Genomic DNA, 20,354 nt, shown 5'->3' with positions numbered 1-20,354 from the left:
ATGATACGATTGTCCATGAGCAAGACGATCCGACCCTGGTGCATGAAGATGGTGCACTGTGTATGGGAGAGTCTTTAATGGCAGAACTGACAGAATTTGACAAGCGGCTGCTGAACCTCCTGCAGGGCAACCTGCCGGTGTGTTCACGGCCGTTTGCGCGTCTCGGCGAGATGCTGGAGACAACGGAGGAGCATGTGCTTGAGCGGCTGGACACCCTGAAGGCGGACGGTTTTTTGCGGCGCATTGGGACATTTTTCAACTCGGAACGGCTTGGCTATCAGGGGACGCTGATCGCGCTGTGCGTGACGCCCAATCAGCTTCCGTCCGTTGCCCAGGCAATCAATCGCTATACGGGCGTGACACACAACTACGAGCGCGAGGGCAGGTATAACCTATGGTTTACCCTGATGACACCGTCGCAGGCGATGGAGGCGAAGATCATCAGGGAGATCGAGGCACTGCCCGGGGTGGAGCGTCTGATGAGCCTGAAAGCGAATAAGAAATATAAGATTAACGTGCAGTTTAAGCTGAACTGATGCAGGAAGGAAGGCATATCTATGAGCGAAGCAATCGAAGTCGATGCCCTCGACCGCAAGATCATCCGTCTCCTGCAGGGCCAATTTCCGATTGTTGCTGAGCCGTACAAGGCGCTCGCAGCGGAAATCGGAATCAGCGAGGAGGAGTTTCTGCAGCGCGTGGAGCGTATGATTGCGGAAAAGAAGATTCGCAAGATGGGGGCGGTTCTTCGTCACCGTGAGGTTGGCTTTACGTCCAACTGTCTCTGCGTCTGGAATGTCCCCGACGTACGCGTGGATGAGGTGGCGCGGCGGATGGCGCAGCACGAGCGCGTCTCCCACTGCTATGACCGCAGCCGTACGGCGGATTGGCCCTATAACGTCTACACGATGATCCATGGCTTCAGCAGAGAAGAGTGTGAGAAGATCGCCGGAGAACTCGCGGCCGCAACGAATATCGAAGATCGTGTGATGCTCTACACCAAGAAAGAGTGGAAGAAGACGTCGATGCAGTACTTTATGGAAGAGTGATATTGACAGAAACCCCCCGAAGGCTTCCATCGTGAGCCTTCGGGGGGTTCTATTTACTTAGGGAAGCACTGATAAATTCAGCACCGCCATCTTAGCACATCTTTTTTCCCCGCGATCCTCCACATAGCTTTGGCTATGCGTCCAGTTTGCCTCCTCAATCGGACGAAAAAATCTACGTCAATCTGAGGGTCTATTTTATCAGCGATTCCCTAGAGTGCGAGCACTTGATCATGGAGTGCCTTGAGCTGTTCCTCGGATGGAACGTAGAGGATACGTACCTTGTCCATGGCAATCTCGCAGCCGCCCGTCTTCAGCTCGTCCTCGATCTGCTGGATGCTCTGCCCGCCCCAGCCATAGGAGCCGAAGGCGAATGCCTTGCGTCCTTTCGGTGCGAGCCCCCGCATGTAGCAGAGGAAACCGCCGATGGTCGGGAGCATCGTGTTGTTGAGCGTCGGTGAACCGACGGCGAGATAGCGGCTCGTAAGGATATCCGTCATGATGTCTGCATGGGTGTTCTTCTTGATGTCGTAGTAGCCGACGGAGTAACCCTTGTCGATGAACGCCTCGGCAATCGTATGTGCCATCGCTTCGGTGGAGTGCCACATGCTGTCGAAGACGATGACGGCGCGCTCCTCTGTTTCGCCGCTCGACCACTGCTTGTAGCGCTCGATGATCTCAGGGATGTGGGAACGCCAGATGATGCCGTGCCCTGTGGCGATCATCTCCATGTCGAGCCCGTGCAGTGCCTTGAGTGCCGCCTTTGCCTGTGCCCCGTAAGGAAAGAGAATGTTGGCGTAGTATTTTTTTGCTTCCTCACAGACAACAGCGATGTCGTTTTCGTCATCAAACCGTTTTCCAGATGCCAGATGCTGACCGAATGCATCGTTCGAGAAGAGGATTTTTTCTTCCGGGCAGTAGGTGACCATGCTGTCCGGCCAATGAAGCATCGGCGTCGGGATGAATTTCAGTGTACGTTTGCCGAGTGAAATGCTGTCGCCTGCCTTCACGGTTTCGTAAGGGAGATCTCCGTAGTAGGCACGCAGTCCTTTCAGTCCATTTGGGGCACTCGTGATAATCTTTGCATGCGGTGCAAGTGACGAGATGAGAGATACACCGTGGGAGTGATCCGGCTCTACATGGTTCGAGATGATGCAGTCGATTTTCGATGGGTCGATGACAGAGGAGATGCGTGCGAGCAGTTCATCTTCAAAGCCCTGTTTGACGGTGTCGATTAGCGTGACCTTATCATCAAGAATAAGGTAAGCGTTGTATGATGAACCACGCTGCGTATCATATCCATGGAAACTGCGCATGGACCAGTCGATGGCACCGACCCAGTAAATGTTGTCGCGAAGTTTGACGGCGTTCATGAAAGACGCTCCTTTCATATATAGGTTTATCTGGATTGTTTATAGAATAAATCTATAAATAGTATTTATACTCACAGGGTTATTCTAGACTAGTTCCGAATATTTTGCAACAAAAATTTATGCGGCTTTTCCGCTCTATTACCCGTGTGACAGGCACTTTCTTGACAGATGATTCAGCCTGCGGTATAATAAATACGACGAAAGCCATGAATAAATAGGATGAAATGACTAGAAAAGAAAGGACTTTCGCACGTGGAAAAAATTCTGGTCTTTGACACTGAGACAACTGGCTTTCGCAGTGATGATGAAGTGCTGACACTTGCTGTCGTGAATGGTACAGGCGAGACAATGGTGGACAGCATGTATGCTCCCGTGCGTAAGGCGGAATGGCCGGATGCAGAGCGGATCAACCGCATATCGCCGGCGATGGTTGCAGACTGTGATCCCATTCTCACGCATCGTGAGGAGCTGGAGTGCCTCTTCAACGCGCCGGATACCCTTCTCGTTGGTTATAACATTGAGTTTGACATTCGCCTTTTGGCTCAGTCGGGGATTCGTATCACGAATGCGAATCGTCATGATGTGATGCTTGCGTTTTCAGCATTCCGCAAAGTTCCGGATGCACGGCGCGGCGGGTATCGTTGGTGGAAACTGACAGAATGTGCGGAATACTATCGCTACGATTGGGGAACGACTGTAGCACACGGTGCGCTTGCAGATACACTGGCAACGCTCTTTTGTTACCGGAAGATGAGTGAGCCGGTCTATGAGGAGCAGAGTTTATTTGACTGAACCCTTTGCAAGGAATGAAAGGGAAGGTAGTTATTATGGCTGTGAAAAAGGATCAACAACAAGAAAAAACGCCGGCTCAACTCATGCGCGAGCGTAAACGAAAAGCTTTTGAGGAGCGCCTTCAGCGTGTACGTAAGATGCGCAGCTCCTATCAGCGCAAGATTATCGTCGGTATTGTGGTTGCCTTTATTCTCCTTATCATAGCCTGTGCCTTGCTTCCTTCGGGTGACCAGGGCTATGACGGCAAATGGAATAAGGATATCAATGCGGGTCAGTCAGGTATTTTAAAAGGTTTGCGGAACAGTTTTAAATAGGTCTTGCTATTTTTTCAAAACTGCGTATTCTTATAGGAGGTACGCGGTTTTTTTGTTGGAGGGGTTGTTTGCATGAAATTTCAAGAGGTTATCCTCACACTGCAGGAGTTCTGGTCGGGGCAGGGCTGTATCCTCGCCCAGCCTTATGACGTAGAAAAGGGCGCAGGGACGATGAGCCCGTGGACGTTCCTGCGCGTTCTGGGGCCAGAGCCGTGGAATGTCGCCTACGTGGAGCCCTCCCGCCGCCCGGCGGACGGACGCTATGGAGACAACCCGAATCGTCTCTATCAGCATCATCAGTTCCAGGTGATTATGAAGCCGTCGCCGGACAACATCCAGGAACTTTACCTTGAGAGCCTTGCCCGCCTCGGCATTCACGCCGAGGAGCATGACATCCGCTTTGTCGAGGACAATTGGGAGTCGCCGACGCTGGGCGCGTGGGGGCTTGGCTGGGAGGTCTGGCTGGACGGGATGGAGATTACGCAGTTCACATATTTCCAGCAGGTCGGCGGTCAGGATGTAAAGCCCGTCTCCGTGGAGATCACCTATGGGCTTGAGCGCCTTGCCATGTATATTCAGGGCGTAGAGAACGTCTATGACATCGCGTGGACGGATGATGTGACCTATGGCGATGTGTTCCATCAGAATGAGTTTGAGCAGTCCTCGTATGCGTTCGATCTCTCGGATGAGAAGCTGCTCTTTGATCTGTTCGACAAGTACGAGGCGGAGGCGGTGCGCGTCATCGAGGCAGGCTATGTGCATCCGGCGCATGACTACGTGCTGAAATGCTCGCATACGTTCAATCTGCTCGACGCACGCGGGGCGATCAGCGTCTCCCAGCGGACGGCATTCATCGGGCGTGTGCGCAAACTCGCGCGTCTCTGTGCCGAGGCGTATCTCGCACAGCGGGAGGAACTGGGGTATCCGTTGCTGAAGAAGGAGGGAAAGGCATGAAGAGAGATCTGCTTCTCGAGATCGGGACGGAGGAGATTCCGGCGCACGTAATGCCGCACCTCCTGGAGGATTTGGCGCAGCTGGCGGAGACGATGCTGAAGGAGCACCGCCTTTCCTGCGAGAAGGTACGCACGCTCGGTACACCGCGCCGTGCCGCCCTCATTGTGACAGGGCTTGCGGAGCGGCAGGAAGATGTCAATACGGAGACGCGCGGTCCATCCGTCGCCATTGCCTTTGATTCGGACGGAAATCCGACGAAGGCGGGCGCGGGGTTTGCGCGCGGACAGGGCGTCGATCCGTCTGCTCTGATTCAGCGGGACGGCTATGTCTATGCCTCCGTGCATGAGAGCGGTGCAGCGACGGCCGAGCTTCTGACCTCGCTCCTGCCTGACCTTGTGCGTGCGATTCCCCTGCCGAACAGTATGCGGTGGGGCGATCTGGACTTCCGCTTCATCCGCCCGATTCGCTGGTTCGTGGCACTCTACGGGACGGAGATCGTGCCCTTTGCCCTTGCCGGGGTGACGAGCGGGAATCACTCGCGCGGGCATCGGACGCTCGCCCCTGCGGACTTTGTGATCACGTCGGCGGCGGACTACGAGGCGGCGTGCGAGAAGGCGTATATCATCGTCGATCCCGAGCGGCGGCGCGCCATGATCTGTGAGCAGATCGCAGAGACGGCAAAGGCCTGCGGCGGTACGGCGGAGATCACGCCCGACCTCCTCGAAGAGGTGCTTTATCTCGTGGAGTATCCGACCGCACTCAGCGGCTCGTTCGAGGAAAAGTATCTGGCGCTTCCCGCCGAGGCTGTGATTACGCCGATGCGCGACCATCAGCGCTACTTCCCGGTCAAGGCGGCGGACGGAAGCCTCCTGCCCGTCTTTATCACCGTGCGCAACGGCGGCAAGGAGCATCTCGATATCGTGGCACACGGCAACGAGCGCGTCCTGCGTGCGCGTCTTGCCGATGCGCAGTTCTTCTTTGATGAGGATCGCAGGAAGTCCCTCGCTGAGCACCGCGAAAAGCTGAAAACGGTCGTATTCCAGCAGGGGCTCGGCTCGATGTACGAAAAAACAGAGCGCCTCATGGCACTCACGACGGCGATTGTTGAGGAGATGGCGGAGGGGGATGCGGCCGATGCCGTCCTCGCTGGTGCACAGCGTGCCGCCAAACTCTCGAAAGCCGATCTCGTGACGGGCATGGTGACGGAGTTCACGGAGCTGCAGGGCATCATGGGACGTGAGTATGCTATGCTCGACGGTGAGGATCCTGCCGTTGCACGCGCCATCGACGAGCAGTATATGCCGCGCTTCGCGGGAGATGAGCTGCCGCAGACACCGCTCGGTTTTGCCCTCAGCGCAGCGGACAAGGTCGACAACATCGTCGGGACGTTCAGCCAAGGCAGGATTCCGACGGGGTCGCAGGATCCCTTTGCCCTGCGCCGCCAGGCACTCGGTCTCGTCCTCATGCTGATCGAGCAGAAGAGCACGATGCTCCTCTCCGATCTTGTGGACGAGGCGTGCGATCTCTATGATCTTGATGTGTCTCTGTGTCAGAAAATGCAGGTCTATGTTGCAGATTTTATCCGTCTGCGCTTGAAGAATGTGCTCACAGAGCGCGGTGTGCGCTACGATGTGCAGGAGGCAGTGCTGGAGGATGTGGACTTCGTCGCGGATGTCCCCGTGCGCGCCGCCTATGTGGAGCGCCTGCTTGCATCAGATGGTGCGGACGCGCTTGTGCAGTCCTTTGTCCGCGTGGGGAACATCGCCCGCGGCGTGACGGGCGGCGCAGTGGATCCTGCACTGTTCCAGGCAGAGGAGGAGGGCGCGCTGCTCTCCGCCTATCAGACTGCTGCGGCTGCGCGGGCAGAGGGCGAGGATACGCTTCCGGCAGAACGAGCCCTTGGCAAGGCGATCAACGCATTTTTCGATGCGGTCATGGTGATGGACAAGGATGTGCGCATCAAGGAAAATCGTCTGTCGCTCTTAAAGATGATCGACGACTATCTGCTGGAGACGGCAGACTACAGCAAGATCGTGCTGAACTGACAAATTACGCTGCTGCGCAAAGGCCTTTTCATCTTTGTGCAGCAGCTTTTTTATGAGAGGATGATGGTATGCGGGTGAAGATGTGCGGCATGCAGACCTTGGCAGCGGCACGTGCGGCAGAGGCGGCGGGGGCGGACTACATCGGGTTCATCTTCGCGCAGGGCAGTCGGCGTTATGCTGCGCCGGAGACGGCACATGAGATTGCGCGGGAGATGCAGCGCGTGAAGAAGGTCGGCGTCTTTGTCGATGCGCCGATGGCGGAGGTGAACCGGATTGCCGATGCCGTTGGGCTGGACTATGTGCAGCTGCACGGGCACGAGACGGCAGAGATGGCACGCATGGCAGAGCGCCCCGTGATCAAGGCGTACCGCTATGGAGACGACTTCGATGCAGAGGCAGCGAACGTCTATCCTGCGGAGATCATTCTCGTTGACAGCTACGTCAAAGGCGCAGCAGGCGGCACGGGACTGGCGTTCCATTGGCAGGAAGCGGCACGGGAGATTGCGCGCGTTACGAAGCCCGTGCTGATCGCAGGCGGCATCACGGCCGCGAATGTCAGGGAGGCCGTCGAGACCTTTCATCCATTCGGCATTGATGTATCGGGAGGTCTTGAGGAGGACGGCGTGAAATCCAAGGCGAAAATCACAGCGTTTATGGAGGCGGTGTGTGCGCTTCGGTAATCCGTTTGTCCCGCACGAACACGAACGGTACAAGTGATCGTGTGCGTCCTCGCATTGACAAATGCCGCATTCTCCTCTAAGATAGACAAATACGCCGAAAGGCGCAGAATGAATCATCTGAAGGAGGTGCACAATGCGCGATATACTTGCTGAAATCGTGGCGAAGAAGCGCGGCATTGTCGCGGCGGCGAAGGAGGCCGTGCCGCTCGATGTACTGAAACGGGACCTGTCCTGTGGGACGTTCCGTATGGCGGAGCACTTCCGATGGCATGGGTGGGGGCTGATCGCTGAGTGCAAGCTGCAGTCGCCCGCCAAGGGACGGCTGACAACGGCGCACACGGTCACGGAGCTCGCCGATATCTATACGGCGGCAGGCGCAGCCGTGCTCTCCGTGCATACCGATCCGCATTTTCTCGGCAGCAACGCGGATTTTTCCGCCGTACGTGCACGTGTGGATACACCTCTCCTGCGCAAGGATTTTATCATCGATCCCTATCAGGTCTACGAGGCGCGTGCGTTGGGCGCGGATGCCGTTCTGCTGATTGTGCGCATCCTCACGCCGGAGCAGCTGAAGCAGCTGCTTTACCTGACGTGGAGTCTTGGGATGGACGCTCTTGTAGAGGTGCACGACCGCCGTGATTTGGAAACTGCACAGGAAACGCCGGCAGAATTCATCGGCATCAACAACCGCAATCTCGTGACCTTTGAGACGAGCGTGGAGACGACGCTCGCCCTCCTGCCCTACGCAGACAAGAATCGTACGCTCATCAGCGAGAGCGGCATCTTTGCCCGTGCGGATGCGGAACGCGTTCGTGCGGCAGGGTGCAAAGGCGTGCTGGTCGGAGAGGGATTGGTGCGTGCGGCGGATGTCGGGGCGTTTGCAAGAGAACTGGTTGATGTTGAGACGAAGGAGCAATAATATATGAGCAAGAAGGGACGATTCGGCGACTATGGCGGGCAGTATGTGCCCGAGATTGTGATGCCGGCACTGAATGAGCTGGAAGAGGCATATCTGAAATACCGTGACGATGCGGCGTTTCAGGCGGAGTACCGCAGCTACCTCAAGGAGTATGCAGGGCGTCCGACGAATCTTTATTTTGCCGAGCGGCTGACGAAGCACTACGGCAAGGCGGACATCTATCTCAAGCGCGAGGATCTTCTCCATACGGGGGCGCATAAGATCAATAATGCGCTCGGACAGGCACTTCTTGCACACCGCATGGGCAAGAAGCGCATTATCGCAGAGACGGGCGCGGGGCAGCACGGTGTGGCGACGGCGACGGTAGCGGCACTCTTTGGAATGGAATGCCGCATCTTCATGGGTGCGCTTGACGTGGAGCGGCAGAAGCTCAACGTGTTCCGTATGCGTCTGCTCGGCGCGACGGTTGTCCCCGTATCGAGCGGCACGGGAACGCTGAAGGATGCAACGAGCGAGGCGATCCGCTACTGGGCAACAAACATCACGGATACTTACTACGTCATTGGCTCCGCTGTCGGGCCTCATCCCTATCCGATGATGGTGCGCGACTTCCAGAAGGTCATCGGTGAGGAGATTCGCACACAGGCAGAGGAGAAATTCCACGCGAAACCCGACTATCTCGTCGCCTGCATCGGCGGCGGGAGCAACGCCATCGGTACGATCTATGATTTTCGCAATGATGCCGACGTGAAGAAGTTCTGCGTCGAGGGGGGTGGGCGCAGCGATGCGGACGGCGACAATGCCAAGACGCTCAGCGGCGGCGGTACGCCGGGCATCCTGCACGGAGCGTACAGCAACCTCCTGCAGAATGAGGACGGGCAGGTCATTGAGGCGTACAGCATCTCGGCAGGGCTTGACTACCCCGGCGTTGGTCCGGAGCATTCCTACTTTAAGGACAAGGGCATCGTCACCTATGTCTCTGTGACGGACAGAGAGGCACTCGACGCATTCCAGCGTCTCTCGCGCATCGAGGGGATCATTCCCGCGCTCGAGAGCTCGCATGCGCTGGCGTATCTGGAGACGCTGATGCCCAAGACCAAGGCGGGCGAGCGCGTTGTTGTCTGTCTCTCGGGACGCGGCGACAAGGACGTGCAGATGGTGGCAAAGGAGCTGGGGGAGGACATCGCATGAGCAAGCGGATGAATAACAAACTCGCAAAGCTCCGCGCCGACGGACGGACAGGGCTTTACATCTACGTGACGGCGGGCTGCCCGAGTGCGGAGGCAACCGTGGACATCGTGCGCCGTGCCGAGGAGGCGGGCGCCGACCTCATCGAGCTCGGACTGCCGTTCTCCGATCCCATGGCGGACGGTCCCGTGATTCAGGCGGCAAGCGTCGCAGCACTGAAGAACGGCATGACGATGAAGAAGGCGCTTGAGATCGTCAAGGAGATCCGCAGACACTCCGAGATCCCCATCGTCGGCATGGGCTACATCAACATGGTGAACCACTATGGGTTTGAGCGCTTTGTCACGGACTTCAAGGCAGCGGGGATGGACGGCGTGATCCTGCCCGATGTCCCGCACGAAGAGTCAGAGGAAATGCGCCGCATCTGCGGTGCGCATGACTTTACCCTGACGGAGTTCATCACGCCGGGAACGACGGAAGAGCGCATGGCGGAGACGTGCCGTCATGCAGCGGGCTTCGTCTACTGCGTCTCGAACTATGGTGTCACAGGCGTCAAGGAGATCGACTACAGCATCATCGGGAAGGTCTGCTCTGCCGCACGCCGCTATACGGATATCCCTCTTGCCATCGGCTTCGGCATCGGTACGCCCGAGGCTGCCGCACGCGCCGCAAAGCAGGCAGACGGTGTGATCGTCGGCAGTGCGGTCGTCAAGCACATTCTCGACGGTGATATCGACGGCGGCATCCGGCTGATTGCTGCGATGCGCAAGGCACTCGATGCTTAAGGGAACAATATTGCCCACCGCTGTGAAGTCGGTGGGCTTTGCCATGTGAAGGGAGATCCTATACCATGAAGTATCTGATTGATTCGGCAAATCTCGATGAGATTCGTGCGCTTTCGGAATATCTGCCGATCGCCGGTGTGACCAGCAACCCGAGTATCGTCAAGAAGGAGGGGAGTGTCCCGTTCTTTGCCCACATGCGTGAGATTCGCTCCATCATCGGCAAGCTCCGCCCCCTGCATATCCAAGTGACGGCGACGGACTATGACGGGATGATGCGCGATGCAGAGGCGGTATTTCATCATGTCGATGAGAAGGTATTCATTAAGGTTCCCGTTGATTTTGAAGGCGTCAAGGTCATCAAAGCGCTCCGCCGTCAGGGGGCGAACGTGACGGCGACGGCCGTCTACGGGATGGACCAGGCGTTTATGGCACTGGAGGCAGGCGCGGACTGCATCGCTCCGTACTATAACCGCATGGAGGCGCTTGGCGTCGATGCGGCGTCCGTGATCGGGAATATCGCCGGCATTATTGCACATTACGGCTATGAGACAGAGATTTTAGCAGCGAGTTTCAAGCAGCCCGCCCAGATCGACCGTGCGATTCTCGCAGGCGCACATTCCGTCACCGTGGCTCCTGACGTGCTGCGCGGCATCTTTGCCAAGCAGGTCGTTGCAGATGCGGTGCAGGCATTCTCCGACGATTGGGCGGGGCTATATGGGGGAAAGACCCTCGCGGAGCTGTAAAGAGCATATGTCTTGATTCCAAGCACTCTCTCGAATACTTTGACAGATATTCAAGGGAGTGTTTTTAAGAGATCACTGATAAATTCGGTATGACCATCGATTCCTGTTCGTTTCGTAGTAAAATAAAAGGACAGCACCGAACGAATGAATGAGAGGAGGGAGCAAGGTGTCATGGGAGTGGAGGCTTGCAGACAGCAGGCGTACGGGGCGGCATCTCTATGGCGATGAGAAGATCCCGCCGCAGCCGCCGGCGGAGAAAACACCGAAGCTGCTCCGTGCCATGCGCTCTCTTGTCAAAACCTCGACGAACTTCTGGCAGTCCCGTTCCGAGCTTTTCCTCAAGCAGGCGCGTCTCATGGCGAACTACGAGGACGACTATGACTATCGGGGGACTGTCAATCAGTATTTCCCGACATATGATTCGCTCACCGATCCCGAACTGCGCGGGTATTTTGCTTGGCGGACGAAGGTACGGCGCGGGGAGGTAGAGCGGCGGGGAATGTCCTACGCATCGCTCTACGCCTATGAGCTCCTGGCACTCGTTGGCTGTACATCACCGATGGACGCTTATGAGCGCCTGCATACCTTCGGTCACGCCTATGGTGCTCTGGATCCGCAGATTCTGCGCTGCCTCAAGGATTGGGAGCGTGCGCTCATCATCTACTATGGGCTCAGCCCTGCGCTGTTGGAGGAGCATGATGGGGCGGTGCAGGAGCGCAGACAGGATGATGCTGTCTATGTGATGCTGCATCAAGAGGAGCATACGGCAGAGGAGATCATGGCGGCAGTGTGTACGCTTTCCTCGTATCGTTTGGAGCGCTCCAAACTCTATCGCACACATACAGCGGAAGCGGATGCCATTGTCCTCCGCGTCCTTGCACGTGTCAAAGAATACTATGAAAAACACCGCATCTGCGATTTTTTCTCGGACTGTATCGCACGTTCCTGTACGAGGTCGGTGGATCTCTTTGCGTCGGCCGTATTTCATCCGCCGCGCGCGGAGGAGGACCGCATCTATGCCGTGCATCCTCTGCGGCAGTATGAGTGCGCAGGCGGCGCATGGCAGCTGCATTCTTATGAGCGTACGGATGGTGCGGCGCAGCGTATCGGTGGGCTCCTGCGCGGGGTGGATACGCAGCTGCGCGAGCACTATGAGCTCACGGAGATTCGGCTGCCGCAGCTCCTAAAATGGCAGTGGAAGATCATCCGTGAGGAGACAGCAGAATTTTTCGCGGCACAGCGGGAGATCGAGGCACGCCGCGTTCATTTGGATTTTAGTCAGCTTGACCGCATCCGCGCCGATGCTGCTGTCACCGAGGAGCGCCTGATTGTGGATGAGAATGATGAATTGCTCCCCGTCGCAGGGGAGAACATATCACCTCCTATGCAGGAGCATTCTCTGCAACCCCCTGCAGCGCAGAATGCAGCGGCAGCGCCATATACGAATCCGCAGCAGCAGGATACACCGTCCTCGTCGTCCGCCGATCATGGCCTGACACAGGCGGAGAAGCGTCTCCTCTGTGCGCTCCTGACCGATGGGAATCTTGATTGGGTGCGCGCGGAGGGACAGATCCTCTCCGTGCTCGTGGACAGCATCAACGAGAAGCTGTATGAGGATTTTTCCGATACGGTGATTGAGGGCGAGCCGCCTGCCGTTGTGGAGGATTATCGTGATGAATTGGAAGGGAGGTACAGTCATGGCATCGAATGAACAGCGGAAGGTTCCGCGCCGCATCGCGCAGACACTCATCAATGCGCTCAAGGGGGGCGTTGTGCCGCGTGTCGGGCTTCCCTATATCACGGTGGGGCGTCGGCGTGAGATCGAGGCGCTCCTGTCGGATGTGGATATGATTGCGGAGGGCGGTGCATCCTTTCGCTTTATTATGGGGCGCTATGGGAGTGGCAAGAGTTTCCTCCTTCAGACCCTGCGCAGCTATGTGATGGCGAAGAATTTCGTCGTGGTGGATGCAGATCTCTCTCCGGAGCGCCGGCTTCAGGGGACGCGTGGGCAGGGGCTCGCAACCTATCGTGAGCTGATCCGCAATATGGCGACCAAGACGACGCCCGAGGGAGGCGCGCTCACCCTCATCCTCGACCGCTGGATCAGCCGAATCCAGCAGGAGACGGCGGAGGAAACGCCGCCGGACCGTGCGGACTTCTCAGCGGTGGTGGAGCGGCGCATCGCTGCGATGATTTACGGTCTGAATGATCTTGTCCACGGCTTTGATTTTACGCGTCTTCTGACGCTCTACTATCATGCTTACCGCGACGGTGACGAGGCACTGCGTGCACAGGTAGCGCGATGGTTTCGCGGGGAGTATACGACCAAGACGGAGGCACGGCATGCGCTCGGCGTGAATATCATCATCACAGATGATGACTGGTATGAGTATCTGAAGCTGTTCGCCGCATTTCTGCGGCAGGCAGGCTACGCGGGGATGCTCATCTTTATCGATGAGCTGGTCAATATCTACAAGATTCCCCATGCGATTACGCGCCAGTATAACTATGAGAAGATCCTCACGATGTACAACGATGCCATGCAGGGGCGCGCCAAGTATCTCGGGATGGTTCTCTGCGGCACGCCTGCCTGCATGGAGGATACGCGCCGCGGCGTATACAGCTATGAGGCGCTGCGCTCGCGCCTTGCCGAGGGGCGCTTTGCAGGCGAGCACCGCGATCTGCTCTCGCCCGTTATCAAGCTGTCGCCCCTGACACATGAGGAGATGCTGGTGCTGGTGGAAAAGCTGTCAGGCATCCATGCGGAGCTGTACGGATACGAGACGACCGTCACGCAGGAGGATCTGGCGGATTTCATCCGCATCGAGTTCGGGCGCATCGGCGCAGATGACCACATTACGCCGCGTGAGGTGATTCGTGACTTCATTCAGGCACTGGATATCATCTATCAGACACCGACGCTCAAGATGGCAGATTTGCTCCTGTCGGAGAACTTTTCCTATGCCGCCAATGCGGTGGAGGGGGCGGAGGTCAGTGCGCAGTTTGCGGAGTTTGATCTATGAACGTGTTTGACCGCTATGCGCCCTGTGTCCGTGAGTACATCTACGGGCAGGATTGGCGCAGTCTGCGCGGGGTTCAGGTCGCGGCAGGCGAGGCGATCTTTGGGTCGGAGGAGCACGTCCTCCTCACCTCCTCAACGGCGTCGGGGAAAACGGAGGCGGCGTTCTTTCCGATCATCACCTTGCTGCTGGAGAGCCCTCCCAGCTCCGTCGGCTGCATCTACATCGGCCCGTTGAAGGCGCTCATCAATGACCAATTTGAGCGGCTGACGCCGCTCTGCGCGGCGGCGGGCATTCCCGTGCGGCATTGGCACGGCGATGTCGGCCAGACGCACAAGGCGCGGCTGATGAAGCATCCGTCGGGCATTCTGCAGATCACGCCCGAGTCACTTGAGGCGCTCCTCCTGCATCGGCATGCGGCGATTCCGAAGCTCTTCGGCGATCTGCGCTTCGTCGTGATCGACGAGGTGCATTCTCTCCTGCGCGGGGATCGCGGCGGGCAGACGCTCTGCCTGATCGAACGTCTTTCGCGTATCGCCGGTGTGCAGCCGCGCCGCATCGGGCTGTCGGCAACCATCGGCACGCCCGCAGAGACGGGGGCACTGCTTGCGGCGGGGACGGGGCGCGGGACGCTGGTGCCGGAGATCGCAGCGAAGGGAAGCCGATGGCGGCTTTCCGTGGAGCATTTCTACGTGCAGGACACGCAGGCGGGAGAAGGCCGTACGGATATTGATCTGCCCACAGCACCGGATACAACGACCGATATGCCACCGGAGGGGGCGGATCCGGGGATTGCCTATATTTTTGAGCATACGCGCGGGAAAAAATGTCTCGTTTTTGTCAATTCGCGCGAGGAGTGCGAGGCGGTGACGAATACCCTGCGCTCTTACTGCGAGCGCAGGCATGAGCCGGATCGGTTCCTCATCCACCACGGCAATCTCTCGGCTGCCTTTCGTGAGACGGCAGAGGCGCACATGAAGGATGAGGAGAGCTGTCTCACGACGTGCACGACGGCGACGCTTGAGCTCGGCATCGACATCGGCAGACTTGAGCGCGCGTTTCAGATCGATGCGCCGTGGACGGTGTCGTCCTTCCTCCAGCGCATGGGACGGACGGGGCGGCGCGGGCAGCCGCAGGAGATGCACTTTGTCGTGCGCGAGGATGTTCCCGATGCACGCGCTCTCCTGCCTGCAGCGATCCCGTGGAAGCTCCTGCAGGGGATTGCCCTGATTCAGCTCTATCTTGAGGAGCGCTGGGTGGAGCCGCCGCGCCTTCATCGTCTCCCGTTCAGCCTCCTCTACCATCAGACGATGAGCACCCTCGCCTCCTGTGGCGAGCTCTCTCCGCGCGCACTGGCGGAACGGGTACTCACACTGCCTGTTTTCGCACGCGTGACGCAGGAGGACTATCGCACACTCCTGCGCCATCTCCTGCAGGAGGAGCATATCCAGCGGACGGAGCGCGGCGGCCTGATCGTTGGACTGGCAGGGGAGCGCGTCGTGCAGTCCTATCGCTTTTACGGTGTCTTTCAGGAAAACGAGGAGTACACGGTTCGCTGCGAGTCCCAGGAGATCGGAACGATTGTCACGCCGCCGCCGGTCGGTGAGAAAATTGCCATTGCGGGGCATGTGTGGCGTGTACTGGAGGTGGACCGCAAGCGGCATCACGTCTACTGTGAAATGGTCAAGGGGAATGTGCCCGCGTATTTCGGCGAGTGTCCCGGGGACATCCATACGCATATCCTGCATCGGATGCGGCAGGTGCTCGCCGAGGATCTTCTCCCTCCGTATTTGCTGAAAAATGCCGCGGCGCGTCTCATGGGAGCGCGGAGGGCGGCACAGCATTCAGGGGCGGCGCGGGACGTGCTCATACCGCTCGGCGGAGCAATGTATGCACTCCTGCCGTGGCTTGGCAGCTATGCCTTTCTCGCGTTGGAGCGCTTTCTGCGGATCCGCTGTGCTGCGCGTCTTGGCCTGCGCGGGCTGGAATCCATGCGGCCGTATTTTATGCAGTTTACGATGAAGGCGTCTCCTGCCGACTTTTTCCGCATTCTCGCGGAGGAGGCTGCGACAGATTTTTCGCCGATGGAGCTTCTCTATTCGGATGAAGTGCCTGTGTTTGACAAATACGATGAGTATCTCCCTGCGGAACTGGTACGGCGCGGATTCGCGGAGGGCGTGCTGCACACAGTAGAGATGCGGAAAACCGTTCTCTCGTGGCGGGGAGCGCGGATTGACAGTATTGCGCGTGCATGATAGAATGATTTCCATGCGGATGTGGCGGAACTGGCAGACGCGCTGGACTTAGGATCCAGTGCCGCAAGGCGTATGGGTTCGACCCCCTTCATCCGCACCATTTTGGCTTATCGGAACCGCTGACAGGATAGGGCTCAGCGCTTCCTTTCATTGTCCTCGTGGGTTCGCTGCAGGTTTATGCCGTCTTCTTTTCCTTGGCAGGACGAAGCCGCACCCATGGTGCACAGTTCCTTCCGACTGCAGTGCAGTCGGTATTTTTTTAGGGAATCACGGATGAAATGAAGCCCATCATTTGTTGTATAGGAGTGTGAATCTTATGTCTGTTCTTGCTGCTTATGCTGTACCGCATCCGCCGCTCATTCTTCCTGCGATCGGCGCGGGACGCGAGCAGGAGATTGCGCACACCATTGACGCCTATCGTGAGGTCATGCGTGCGGCGGCAGAGCTCCGTCCCGATACCGTCGTCGTCATCAGTCCGCATGCTGTCGTCTATGAGGATTACTTTCATATCTCACCGGGAGAGCATGCAGAAGGAAATTTTGCGGCATTCGGGCATCCTGCGATCTCCGTCGGTGTCGACTATGACGAGGATTTCGTGCGGATGCTCGCCGCGACGGCGATGGATCACGATATTCCGGCGGGAACCCTCGGAGAGCGGTCGGCAGCACTCGATCACGGAACGATGATTCCACTGGCTTTTTTGAGTGATTATCTCGGAGATGCGCCGGCCAAGGTGGTGCGCATCGGTATTTCGGGTCTGCCGGCATATCTGCACGCGCGGCTCGGTCAGTGCATTGCTGCCGTGGCGGAGCGGCTGGGGCGGCGCACGGTGTGTATCGCGAGCGGCGATCTCTCGCATCGGCTCAGCCCTGCGGCACCGAATGGTTTCGCCGCGGAGGGGCCGGAGTTTGACCGCCTTTGTACGGCGTTTATGGGGGCAGGAGATTTTTTCTCCCTGCTGCAGATTCCGGGGAGCTTTGCCGAGACGGCAGGGCACTGTGGGCTGAATGGTCTCTGGGTGCTTGCCGGAGTGCTCGACGGCAGTGCGATAGAGAGCCGTCTCTGCAGCTATGAAGGCCCCTTCGGCGTCGGCTATGCAGTGGCGTCCTTTACGGTCACGGGAACGGATGAGAGCCGCGGCTATACGGCACAGCTCGTTCGTGCTGAGGATGCGGCGATGGAGAAGCTGCGCGCATCGGAGGATATGTATGTACGTCTCGCGCGGGCGAGCGTGGAGCACTTTGTGCGGACGCATACCTATGCCGCTCTGCCGCCGGATATGCCGGAGGAGCTGACAGAGGGACGTGCGGGGGTTTTTGTCTCCATCAAGAAATATGGAAAACTGCGCGGCTGCATCGGGACATTTCTGCCCGCGCAGCAGAGTCTCGCTGAGGAGATCCTCTACAATGCGGTCTCGGCAGCGGCGCATGACAGCCGATTTGAGCCGATTGCCGCGGAGGAACTGGATCGCCTCGTCTACAGTGTGGATGTGCTCAGTGCGCCTGAGCCGATCATGTCGGCAGAGGAACTGGATCCGCGTGTCTACGGCGTTATCGTAAAAAGTGCGGCGGACCGTCGGCGCGGACTCCTGCTGCCCGATCTTGCGGGGATCGACACGGCGGAGCAGCAGATCGCCATTGCACGGGAGAAGGCACACATCATGCCGAAAGAGCCGATTTCCCTCGCACGATTTACCGTCGTTCGGCATCATTGAACAGGTGCGGTTCGCCGCGTGAGAGGAGTATTTGCATGGGAGATAAGCCGGACTTTTCCTTTTGGAATGCCTGGTGGAAGGAGAAATTTCACGAACGTACGGAGCACATACGGGCGAATCCGCAGGTGGATTACTGGGACAAGCGCGCACGGGATTTCTCCGCCATGCGCCGCAGCAACGATTATGACTACGGGCGGAAAACCTATGCGGCACTGCGGCACATTCTGAGCGCGGACGCGACGATGCTCGATATCGGCGCAGGACCCGGCTCCTTTATTATTCCCTTTGCCGAGAAGATCAAATTTGCTGCGGCAGTGGAACCGTCGCACGAGATGGTCCGCCTCCTGCGGGAAAATGCCGCTGCGGCAGGAGTGTCCAACTATGCGGTGATCGAGGAGCTGGTGCAGGATCTTCCCGTCGGCGGGGCACTTGACCGCGCGTTTGATCTCGTGACGGTGTCGCTCGTCTTCTGGATGTATGCGGATGTATGGCCTCTCATCCTTCAGATGGAGGCATATACGAAGGCATACTGCGCCATCGTTGCCGAGATCCCCGACAAGAAAAACCCGCGCTCGGCGAGCAGCTGTGACGTGGAGGAGTTCCAGATTCTCTACAATATGCTTGCTGCGCAGGGACGGTTCGCCAACGTGCGCACAATTGACTATCGCTGTGAGCGCAGTATTGAGGATGAGCTGCGGTATCGGCTGCTCGCCTATGAGCAGTATGAGGGCGATGTCACGGATGCCGTGCGTGAGGAGCTGCACCGTGCCGTCTGCGCGGAGGCAAAGAACGGAAAATGCACTGTTGCAACGCGCTCGGCCGTGATTTGGTGGGATGTGCGGGAAATGCTCTAACAACTGCATCAAAAAAGCCGCCTCGTTGTCGTGAGGTGGCTTTTTCGTGCGTATTTTGCTTACTGTGCCGCGGCTGTCTCGACGACCGTCTCGTTGAGCTTGTCGATGAGTGCGTCGATGTCGATGCCATGTGCCAGTGCGCCCTGCTCGATGTTCTCGAAATGTGCCGCCGCGCAGCCGAGGCAGCCCATGCCTGCGTTCATCAGAACCTCGACCGTGTCGGGGTACTTCTGCACAATCTCGATGATGCTCATATCTTTGGTAATTGCCATAATGACCTCCTATGGGAAAATACAGTGAAAGCAAGGGAAATATCCCTTTGACTTTTTCACATTATAGCACAAGATATAAAAATTGAAAGTACCATTTGCAACATATACGTCCATGCTGTGAAGAAAAGCGTCGGAAAACTGTGTTGGAATTGACCTGTGCATGGGTTGTGTGCTATAACATAACGTGTATATCTGTCATAACGTGTTTTGGAGGAATATCTGTGAGCAATCTTGAAGTCGGAATCGTCGGTCTGCCGAATGTGGGAAAAAGCACGCTGTTCAACGCGATCACGAAGGCGGGCGCAGAGGCGGCGAACTATCCGTTCTGCACGATTGAGCCGAATGTGGGCGTCGTGGCCGTGCCGGATGCGCGCCTCAAGGTGCTGACGGATCTCTATCATTCCAAAAAGACGACGCCCGCCAGTGTGCGCTTCGTCGATATTGCAGGCCTTGTGAAGGGCGCCTCGAAGGGCGAGGGGCTGGGCAATAAGTTCCTCGAGCACATCCGCCAAGTGGATGCTGTCGCCCATGTGGTGCGCTGCTTTGAGAGCTCGGACATCACGCATGTAGAGGGCGGCATTGACCCTCTGCGCGATATTGACATCATCGAGACGGAGCTGTGCCTTGCCGATCTGGAGGCGGTGGAAAAACGCCTCGTCAAGGTGACGAAACTGCTGAAATCGGGGAGCAAGGAGGCAAAGGCGGAGCACGCGGCACTGGAGCGCCTGAAGGAGGCGCTCGATGCGGGGCGGCCTGCGCGCGAGGTGGAGCTCTCCGAGGAGGAGCAGGGGATCCTGCGTGATCTGAATCTCCTCACGCGTAAGCCCATCCTCTACATCGCGAACGTCGGCGAGGATGAGGCGGCGACAGCGGATGCGGAGAATCCTCACGTGCAGAAGGTGAAGGAGTATGCTGCGCGTACGGGTGCGCAGGTGGTGACGGTATCGGCGCGCCTCGAGGAGGAGATTGCCGAGCTCGATGACGAGGAAGCAGCAGCGTTCCTTGAAGATCTTGGCCTTGCGGAGAGCGGGCTGGATCGCCTGATCCACGGTGCGTTTGCCCTGCTCGGCCTGCAGACATTCCTCACGGCGGGAGAGGATGAGTGCCGTGCGTGGACGATTACGCGCGGAACGACCGCGCCGAAGGCGGCAGGAAAGATTCACACGGACTTTGAGCGTGGGTTCATCCGTGCGGAGATCGTGAACTATGACGATCTCGTCTCGCTCGGCAGTGTCGCGGCAGCGCGTGACAAGGGTCTGGTGCGCCTTGAGGGCAAGGACTATGTCATGCGCGACGGTGATGTGGTGAATTTCCGTTTTAATGTTTGAGCGTAATTTCTGAGCACGATGAAAGGAAGTGAAGAGCATGGACGATACACCTTTGCAGCCTCCGCCGTATACGAG

20 protein-coding genes and 1 tRNA gene are annotated in these 20,354 nt (G+C 57.9%); 18 read left to right on the top strand and 3 right to left on the bottom strand.

All coding sequences use genetic code 11. From position 1 onward, the window contains the following. Positions 1–77 precede the first annotated feature (77 nt). Positions 78–536: a siroheme decarboxylase subunit alpha gene (gene ahbA / locus HMPREF0908_RS09990; protein ID WP_040572727.1), complete on the top strand. Its 459-nt coding sequence runs from the start codon at positions 78–80 to the stop codon at positions 534–536. A gap of 21 nt (positions 537–557) precedes the next feature. After that, complete coding sequence (gene ahbB / locus HMPREF0908_RS09985; protein ID WP_006691376.1) at positions 558–1,046, top strand: siroheme decarboxylase subunit beta; 489 nt, start codon at positions 558–560, stop codon at positions 1,044–1,046. Positions 1,047–1,103: 57 nt separating this feature from the next. Here the strand turns inward: ahbB and HMPREF0908_RS11360 are convergent, their stop codons facing one another. Then, entirely contained in the window at positions 1,104–1,205 is a 102-nt protein-coding gene (locus HMPREF0908_RS11360) for a secretion protein HlyD (protein ID WP_071585479.1), read from the bottom strand. A 50-nt stretch (positions 1,206–1,255) separates the two neighbouring features. Next, the gene (locus HMPREF0908_RS09980) at positions 1,256–2,416 is read right to left on the bottom strand and encodes an FprA family A-type flavoprotein (RefSeq protein ID WP_040572726.1); all 1,161 of its coding nucleotides are present in this window, start codon (positions 2,414–2,416) and stop codon (positions 1,256–1,258) included. Between the two features lie 252 nt (positions 2,417–2,668). Between HMPREF0908_RS09980 and HMPREF0908_RS09975 the strand changes: the two genes are divergently transcribed. The 15 genes from HMPREF0908_RS09975 to HMPREF0908_RS09905 all read left to right on the top strand — a co-directional run bounded on the left by HMPREF0908_RS09975 (position 2,669) and on the right by HMPREF0908_RS09905 (position 18,679). Further along, complete coding sequence (locus tag HMPREF0908_RS09975) at positions 2,669–3,208, top strand: 3'-5' exonuclease (protein ID WP_006691374.1); 540 nt, start codon at positions 2,669–2,671, stop codon at positions 3,206–3,208. A 35-nt stretch (positions 3,209–3,243) separates the two neighbouring features. Then, positions 3,244–3,522 carry a hypothetical protein gene (locus tag HMPREF0908_RS09970; RefSeq protein ID WP_040572746.1) on the top strand — a complete coding sequence of 93 codons (279 nt, stop codon included), beginning with the start codon at positions 3,244–3,246 and terminating at the stop codon, positions 3,520–3,522. Between the two features lie 72 nt (positions 3,523–3,594). Continuing rightward, positions 3,595–4,476 carry a glycine--tRNA ligase subunit alpha gene (gene glyQ / locus HMPREF0908_RS09965; protein ID WP_006691372.1) on the top strand — a complete coding sequence of 294 codons (882 nt, stop codon included), beginning with the start codon at positions 3,595–3,597 and terminating at the stop codon, positions 4,474–4,476. After that, positions 4,473–6,521, top strand: coding sequence for a glycine--tRNA ligase subunit beta (glyS, locus tag HMPREF0908_RS09960; protein ID WP_006691371.1), 2,049 nt, complete (start codon positions 4,473–4,475; stop codon positions 6,519–6,521). The genes glyQ and glyS overlap by 4 nt, the downstream gene beginning before the upstream one ends. 68 nt (positions 6,522–6,589) lie before the next feature. Continuing rightward, the gene (locus tag HMPREF0908_RS09955; RefSeq protein ID WP_006691370.1) at positions 6,590–7,201 is read left to right on the top strand and encodes a phosphoribosylanthranilate isomerase; all 612 of its coding nucleotides are present in this window, start codon (positions 6,590–6,592) and stop codon (positions 7,199–7,201) included. Between the two features lie 133 nt (positions 7,202–7,334). Then, positions 7,335–8,120, top strand: coding sequence for an indole-3-glycerol phosphate synthase TrpC (gene trpC / locus HMPREF0908_RS09950; protein WP_006691369.1), 786 nt, complete (start codon positions 7,335–7,337; stop codon positions 8,118–8,120). Between the two features lie 3 nt (positions 8,121–8,123). Continuing rightward, the gene (gene trpB / locus HMPREF0908_RS09945; RefSeq protein WP_006691368.1) at positions 8,124–9,311 is read left to right on the top strand and encodes a tryptophan synthase subunit beta; all 1,188 of its coding nucleotides are present in this window, start codon (positions 8,124–8,126) and stop codon (positions 9,309–9,311) included. Continuing rightward, complete coding sequence (gene trpA, locus HMPREF0908_RS09940) at positions 9,308–10,093, top strand: tryptophan synthase subunit alpha (RefSeq protein WP_006691367.1); 786 nt, start codon at positions 9,308–9,310, stop codon at positions 10,091–10,093. Before trpB ends, trpA begins: the two co-directional genes overlap by 4 nt. A 65-nt stretch (positions 10,094–10,158) precedes the next feature. Beyond that, positions 10,159–10,836: a fructose-6-phosphate aldolase gene (locus tag HMPREF0908_RS09935; RefSeq protein WP_006691366.1), complete on the top strand. Its 678-nt coding sequence runs from the start codon at positions 10,159–10,161 to the stop codon at positions 10,834–10,836. Positions 10,837–10,984: 148 nt separating this feature from the next. Continuing rightward, a complete protein-coding gene (locus HMPREF0908_RS09930; RefSeq protein WP_006691365.1) occupies positions 10,985–12,547 on the top strand; it encodes a TerB N-terminal domain-containing protein in 1,563 nt (520 codons plus the stop codon). Then, positions 12,534–13,859: an ATP-binding protein gene (locus tag HMPREF0908_RS09925; RefSeq protein WP_006691364.1), complete on the top strand. Its 1,326-nt coding sequence runs from the start codon at positions 12,534–12,536 to the stop codon at positions 13,857–13,859. The genes HMPREF0908_RS09930 and HMPREF0908_RS09925 overlap by 14 nt, the downstream gene beginning before the upstream one ends. Then, positions 13,856–16,111, top strand: coding sequence for a DEAD/DEAH box helicase (locus HMPREF0908_RS09920; RefSeq protein ID WP_006691363.1), 2,256 nt, complete (start codon positions 13,856–13,858; stop codon positions 16,109–16,111). The genes HMPREF0908_RS09925 and HMPREF0908_RS09920 overlap by 4 nt, the downstream gene beginning before the upstream one ends. A gap of 15 nt (positions 16,112–16,126) precedes the next feature. Next, positions 16,127–16,211: transfer RNA gene (locus HMPREF0908_RS09915), tRNA-Leu, on the top strand. A 216-nt stretch (positions 16,212–16,427) separates the two neighbouring features. After that, positions 16,428–17,825 carry an AmmeMemoRadiSam system protein A gene (gene amrA / locus HMPREF0908_RS09910; RefSeq protein ID WP_006691362.1) on the top strand — a complete coding sequence of 466 codons (1,398 nt, stop codon included), beginning with the start codon at positions 16,428–16,430 and terminating at the stop codon, positions 17,823–17,825. 35 nt (positions 17,826–17,860) lie between these two features. Next, the gene (locus HMPREF0908_RS09905) at positions 17,861–18,679 is read left to right on the top strand and encodes a class I SAM-dependent methyltransferase (RefSeq protein ID WP_006691361.1); all 819 of its coding nucleotides are present in this window, start codon (positions 17,861–17,863) and stop codon (positions 18,677–18,679) included. 59 nt (positions 18,680–18,738) lie between these two features. Here the strand turns inward: HMPREF0908_RS09905 and HMPREF0908_RS09900 are convergent, their stop codons facing one another. After that, positions 18,739–18,951, bottom strand: coding sequence for a DUF1858 domain-containing protein (locus tag HMPREF0908_RS09900; RefSeq protein ID WP_006691360.1), 213 nt, complete (start codon positions 18,949–18,951; stop codon positions 18,739–18,741). A gap of 221 nt (positions 18,952–19,172) precedes the next feature. On the opposite strand from HMPREF0908_RS09900, the gene ychF reads away from it, so the two are divergent. Further along, positions 19,173–20,279, top strand: coding sequence for a redox-regulated ATPase YchF (gene ychF / locus HMPREF0908_RS09895; RefSeq protein ID WP_006691359.1), 1,107 nt, complete (start codon positions 19,173–19,175; stop codon positions 20,277–20,279). The last annotated feature ends 75 nt before the right edge of the window (positions 20,280–20,354 follow it).

Source organism: Centipeda flueggei ATCC 43531 (genome assembly GCF_000160695.1).
GTDB lineage: Bacteria > Bacillota > Negativicutes > Selenomonadales > Selenomonadaceae > Centipeda > Centipeda flueggei.
The sequence above is the reverse complement of the archived record's forward strand: the minus strand, read 5'-3'. Positions and strand labels throughout refer to the sequence as shown.